This window comes from Phytoactinopolyspora endophytica, from assembly GCF_004138495.1.
Classification (GTDB): Bacteria; Actinomycetota; Actinomycetes; order Jiangellales; family Jiangellaceae; genus Phytoactinopolyspora; species Phytoactinopolyspora endophytica.
The window spans coordinates 135262-140146 of the sequence record NZ_ML142853.1; the positions used below are offsets into that span (position 1 = coordinate 135262).

6 protein-coding genes are annotated in these 4885 nt (G+C 67.7%); 3 read left to right on the forward strand and 3 right to left on the reverse strand.

Going from position 1 to position 4885, the window contains the following annotated elements; all coding sequences use genetic code 11:
• Window positions 1-32: 32 nt before the first annotated feature.
• Window positions 33-1178 (reverse strand): DUF917 domain-containing protein, encoded by a 1146-nt coding sequence (locus ELR45_RS11465; protein WP_129666083.1) that lies wholly within the window; start codon window positions 1176-1178, stop codon window positions 33-35.
• Between the two features lie 111 nt (window positions 1179-1289).
• Between ELR45_RS11465 and ELR45_RS11470 the strand changes: the two genes are divergently transcribed.
• Entirely contained in the window at window positions 1290-2936 is a 1647-nt protein-coding gene (locus ELR45_RS11470) for a PucR family transcriptional regulator (RefSeq protein WP_129666085.1), read from the forward strand.
• A gap of 48 nt (window positions 2937-2984) precedes the next feature.
• Here the strand turns inward: ELR45_RS11470 and ELR45_RS11475 are convergent, their stop codons facing one another.
• Both ELR45_RS11475 and ELR45_RS42095 read right to left on the reverse strand, forming a co-directional pair.
• Window positions 2985-3251, reverse strand: coding sequence for a hypothetical protein (locus ELR45_RS11475; protein ID WP_240759486.1), 267 nt, complete (start codon window positions 3249-3251; stop codon window positions 2985-2987).
• A 2-nt stretch (window positions 3252-3253) separates the two neighbouring features.
• Window positions 3254-3388, reverse strand: coding sequence for a hypothetical protein (locus ELR45_RS42095; protein ID WP_276320674.1), 135 nt, complete (start codon window positions 3386-3388; stop codon window positions 3254-3256).
• 415 nt (window positions 3389-3803) lie between these two features.
• Here ELR45_RS42095 and ELR45_RS11485 point away from each other — a divergent pair, with 415 nt between their 5' ends.
• Both ELR45_RS11485 and ELR45_RS37510 read left to right on the forward strand, forming a co-directional pair.
• Complete coding sequence (locus tag ELR45_RS11485; RefSeq protein ID WP_129666091.1) at window positions 3804-4193, forward strand: VOC family protein; 390 nt, start codon at window positions 3804-3806, stop codon at window positions 4191-4193.
• Window positions 4194-4415: 222 nt separating this feature from the next.
• Window positions 4416-4885, forward strand: a 470-nt coding sequence (locus ELR45_RS37510) for an isocitrate lyase/phosphoenolpyruvate mutase family protein (protein WP_205856423.1), incomplete at its 3' end; no start/stop codon positions are given.

A 4885-nucleotide genomic window follows, 5' to 3' on the forward strand; every position in this document is an offset into this window, starting at 1 on the left:
TTCACGGTCCCGTTCGCGTTCACCCACCGCCATCACCCCTCAACCCGCGCTCGGCCCATGATCATCAACCGTTGGCCGCGTGATCGTGCGGCTGATCGTTGATGATCACGGGGAGGGGCGAGTTCCTCGACGGGCCGGTAGACGATGTCGTAACCGAAGGCCTTCGGGCCGACCACCTCCAGACCCTTCTCCGTCCGCCACAGCGGGTCGCACGGCCACGCGAGCACACTCACCCGCTGCCCGTAACGGAGCATCTCGGTGGAGATCGCGTCCGCGGTCTGCGCGTCGACGACGGAGATCAGATCGGGGACGCTGGCCAGCACCTCGCCGCCCTCGAATACGGCGAGGTTCTCGTTCTGGATCTCGATGCGCACCATCCGCCCCGCGTAGGAGCCGGTGCCCTCGACGACGGCCGAGCCGCGGACGAACCCGCCGCCGGTGGTCCGCTCGACGTCGATGATCTTGCCGTCCAGCAGGTGGGAGGCGTTCAGATGCGCGACGAGCGCCGCGACGGGGTCCTCGGCGTCGTCGACGGCGTGCCCGATCCCCACCGCGCGCGAGACGCTGCCTTCGATGACGGCGCCGCGCGCATCGGCGGCGGTCATGAAGTGGTTCGAGATCAGCGACGTGGCACCGCTGGCCACGCAGAGGGCACGGGCCTGGCGCTCCGCCCAGACCGCGCTGACCGGGCGGAGCACGGACACGTTGCCGACCACGTCGGACATGACGACGCCGCCCTCCGACGAGCGACCGGCGACGACAGTCGACACCATCTGAACCTCCGGGAAGGCCCGGCCCATGCAATCGGCGTCGAGCAGCGGAACCCCCAGCCGCGACGCCCACGCGACGGGTTCGACACCGTTGCTGCCGCCGATCTCGCTCGCCATGATGGCCCCGATCCGGCGGCCCGTCTGCCGCTCGATCTCGTCGCGCAGGCGGAGCGGCTGCGCGAGGCTGCCCGGCATCTCGTGGCTCACCGTCGGCGCACCGATGCCCGCCATCGGGGCGACCAGCGTCTCGGGGTCCAGCTCGTCGAGCCGCCGCACAGGGAGCGGGCCGTTCGTCCGCAACGCCTGCAGCGCGCTGGGCGTCGCGGTGTCGACCGCGCCCCCGCCGCCCGTGCCGAGGACCGCGCAGCCGCGCGACAATGCTGGGAGATCGGCTTCGGTCAATTCCATGGCCGGACCACGTTCCGTCGGCCTGTGGTGTTCTGCATGGGATGACTATGTCGGCTACCTCGTCCGCCCGCCATATGGTCACGGCACAAAGGATCGGTGCAGACTGTGCTCATGGCACAGACGACGTCACCCACGGTTGCGGACCTGTTACGGCACCGCCGACGCTTCGGCCTGACGGTCCTCGCCGGCCCGAACGCCTCCGGCTCTGACACCGCCGGTGCAGACCTCGACCGCACCATCCAGCACGTCGCCGGAGTCCAGAGGCTCGCCGACATGCAGGGCGCGCGCGGCGGCACGCTCGTGGTGCTCCTCGGGCCTGCGTCCGAAGCGTACTCCGGTTACGAGATGGACGTCGCCATCCGGCACGCCGTCGCCGGTGAGCTGGCCGGGGTCGTGCTGACCTCGCCCAGTCACCTTCCGGTGACCTCGGCTCACCTGGCCGACCGCGCGCATCTGCCGGTGCTGGGCCCCGACCGCTCGATCGCGCCCGCCGACATGCGCGACGGACCGGATCTGCTGCTCGAGATCGACCGTTTCGTCCGGGGCGGCGCGTCGGACACCCTCTCCCGCGCCGAGGCCGCGATCCGCAACTGTCAGGAAGCGGCCGACGCCGGCGGTACGGATGCCGTGCGCGCAGTGCTCGATGCGGCGTCGGAGTCCCTCGGGTGCCGCGTCGCCGTCGACGAGAACCCGCCGCAGGACTCGACCACGTCGGGGGCCGTCGTCGTCGGGGATCAGCCCGTGGCGAGAGTCCTGGCCGACGTCGACGACGACGCCACCCGCGTGGCACTACCGACGATCGCCGGCCTCGTCTCCCGACTCAGGCGCAACGAGCTCAACCAGCGGTTCGCCCCGGCGCTGACCAGGGCGGAGCTGATCGTGCAGATCGTGCTCTCCGAACGGGCACAGCTGCCACAGCTGATCGAACAGGCACACCGCCTCGACCTGCCGCTTCAGCACACCCACGTCGTCGTCTGGGTCCAGGTGGACGCCGCACGAGACACGGGCCCCGCGGGGATGGGGACAGGCACTGGCATGGGCACGGGCGCGCACGCAGACCGGACCTCCAGAAGTGGCCGCACCCAGGACGGAGCGTTCCCCGATGCCGCGCACGGTCTCGTGCGCCAGCGGCAGCTCGTCGCGGACGTGGAACTCACCGCGCTGCAGGTGCTGCACGCCCGCGCCGCCATGTGGCACGTCGCCACCCTCGGCGGCGACATCCTGCTCGTCTGCACCGACACGTGGGCGTCCGATCTGCACCAGCGGGCGCGCGCGGACGTCGAGCACCTGATGGACACCCTCCGGGACCGCGGCGACGTCGTCCTCACCGCCGGGATGGGTACGCCCCAGGCCGGGACGGACGGGATCCGTCAGTCCGCCGCAGAGGCGCGGGTGGCGGCCGAATCGGCGGCCGCGTCCGGGCGACGCGGCATGCTCGCCGAGACCGACGCCACCGGGCTGCGGCGCATCCTGTCAGACCTCTACTCGTCGCCGCTGAGCCGGAACCTCCTCGGCGAGATCCTGACGCCACTCGATGCGCTCGGATCGGAGCGGTCACGCGTCGGTGTGACGACGCTGGCCGCGGTCCTCGACGCACAGGGATCCCCGACGCGCGCCGCGCAGGCCCTCCATATGCACCCGAACGCGGTCTCCTACCGGCTGAAATGGATCACCGAGACGCTCGGCGTCGATCTGAACGAGCCGGACACGCGCTTCGCCGTCCACATGGCCTGCAAGGTCCGCCTTCTACACGCCTGATCGCCCGAACCGTCCACTGGCCGCCGGTGTCGCGGGCTCTCGCCGGCGTCACGCCACACGGCCGCCGTAACGTTGCCGAGCGGCCTCTCCGGACGTGCCGAGTTCATCGCCGATCTTCGCCCACGATGCCCCCGCGTCGCGGGCATCCCGGACGGCATCGGCCAGCTCCCGTTCAACCAAGGAACGCCGGTAGGCGACACGACGCAACGCCATCAGAGTGGGCTCTCCTCGGTCCTCTTGTCGAGGCTCGTACGCCTCGAACTGATCGGCGAGCTCGTCGGCCCGGGCAATGAGCTCATCAATGGATCGCGGCATCGTCACCACCTCAGGAATCGATCTCGAGCGGACATCGCATGGACGATCGCTATGGTGCCGTACCAGTCGACCGTGCCGACTTCCAGCAGTCCGCCTGAACGGTCGGGGCCGATGTACATGACCATTCCTTCATCCATGTCATATGACTCGATTGCAAACGCCCAAGCGTGGAGCGCGTCTCGTTCGGCGACTCCGTGCCGAGCGGCACTCTCGAGCACGATCGGTTCATCATCTTGTCTCATTGCAAGTTACCTTGCACAAGGCCAGTTGTCAAGTTAACTTGCCAGATGAGATGCTTCGACGTTACCCGGTTCAACAGACAACAAAGAGCCATGCATGGATCCTGATAGATTCATCCCACCACAAATGTGCCTAGTCGCAATATGTGGATAACAAGGCACGTCCAACATTCTCACCTGTGGATAAGGCGAACCGCTGATGCCGCTCATCATGAGCTGATGCGGCTCTCACAGCTCAGAACACCGTGAGCGAGAACAGAGTCTCCAAGGACAACTGGATGAGTTGTTCTGTGGCCGGCCTATCATGGCGAAGATGCTGAGCAATGCACGCATCGAAGCACGCATACCCACGCAGGACCTGGAACGGGCGCGTCGTTGGTATGCCGAGAAACTAGGCCTAGAGCCGGTTGAAGAACGTGACGGCGGCCTGCGCTACGAGGGCGCGTCGGGAGTGTTCTGCCTGTTCGCTTCTGCCGGCGCGTCTGACGGCTCGTTCACACAGATGAGCTTCTATGTCGACGATGTGCAGGCCACGGTGGCCGACTTGCGGGCCAACGGGGTCGTATTCGAGCAGTATGAAGGCACCGTAAACGGGATCATGGACATCGAAGGCAATTATCCGAGCAAGGGACGCGGTGAGCGGGCTGCGTGGTTCCGCGACAGTGAGGGCAACATGCTCGGCGTCGCACAGATCGTGGCCTAAGAGCATCTCCTGAAACACGCTCCGACTGGTGGTACCGGCTCAGAGATCGCGGGAACTGGGTGCACAGGCCGACCACTTTCCGGCGCGGGCGGTGTCTATCTATGTGAGAGACCACAGGAGAGAAGCAGCCAAGTGCCCCTCGCCCTCTATCCAGTCGTGATCGATCCGATCGAGCACGACTGGACGTAGCGACGTCCCGTTTCTTTGACATGGAGGATATCGATGCCCGCTGATGTAGCGGATCTGAAAGCTCAAGCCGTGACGCTCCGCGAGCTGCACGGCAAGGAGATGCTCGTGCTGCCCAACGCGTGGGACGCGGCCAGCGCGAAGGTCGTGGCCGAAGCGGGGTTTCCCGTGGTAGCTACTGCCAGCGCTGCTGTCTCGGCCATGCTCGGTTATCCCGACGGTGAGGGTGCGCCGTGGCAGGAGATGTTCGCCGCGGCCGGGCGGGTCGCCCGGGCCGTGGAGGTCCCGGTCACGGTGGATGCCGAGGCCGGCTACGGCATGCAGCCGCGTGAACTGGTGAGCCGGTTGCTGGACATCGGCGCCGTCGGCTGCAACCTGGAGGACACCGACCACCGGTCGGGCGGCCTCGTCGACGCCGGTGCGCACGCCCAATGGCTCGCGGACGTCCGCAAAGCTGCGGCCGACGCCGGAGTCCCGATCGTCATCAACGCCCGCGTCGACACCTT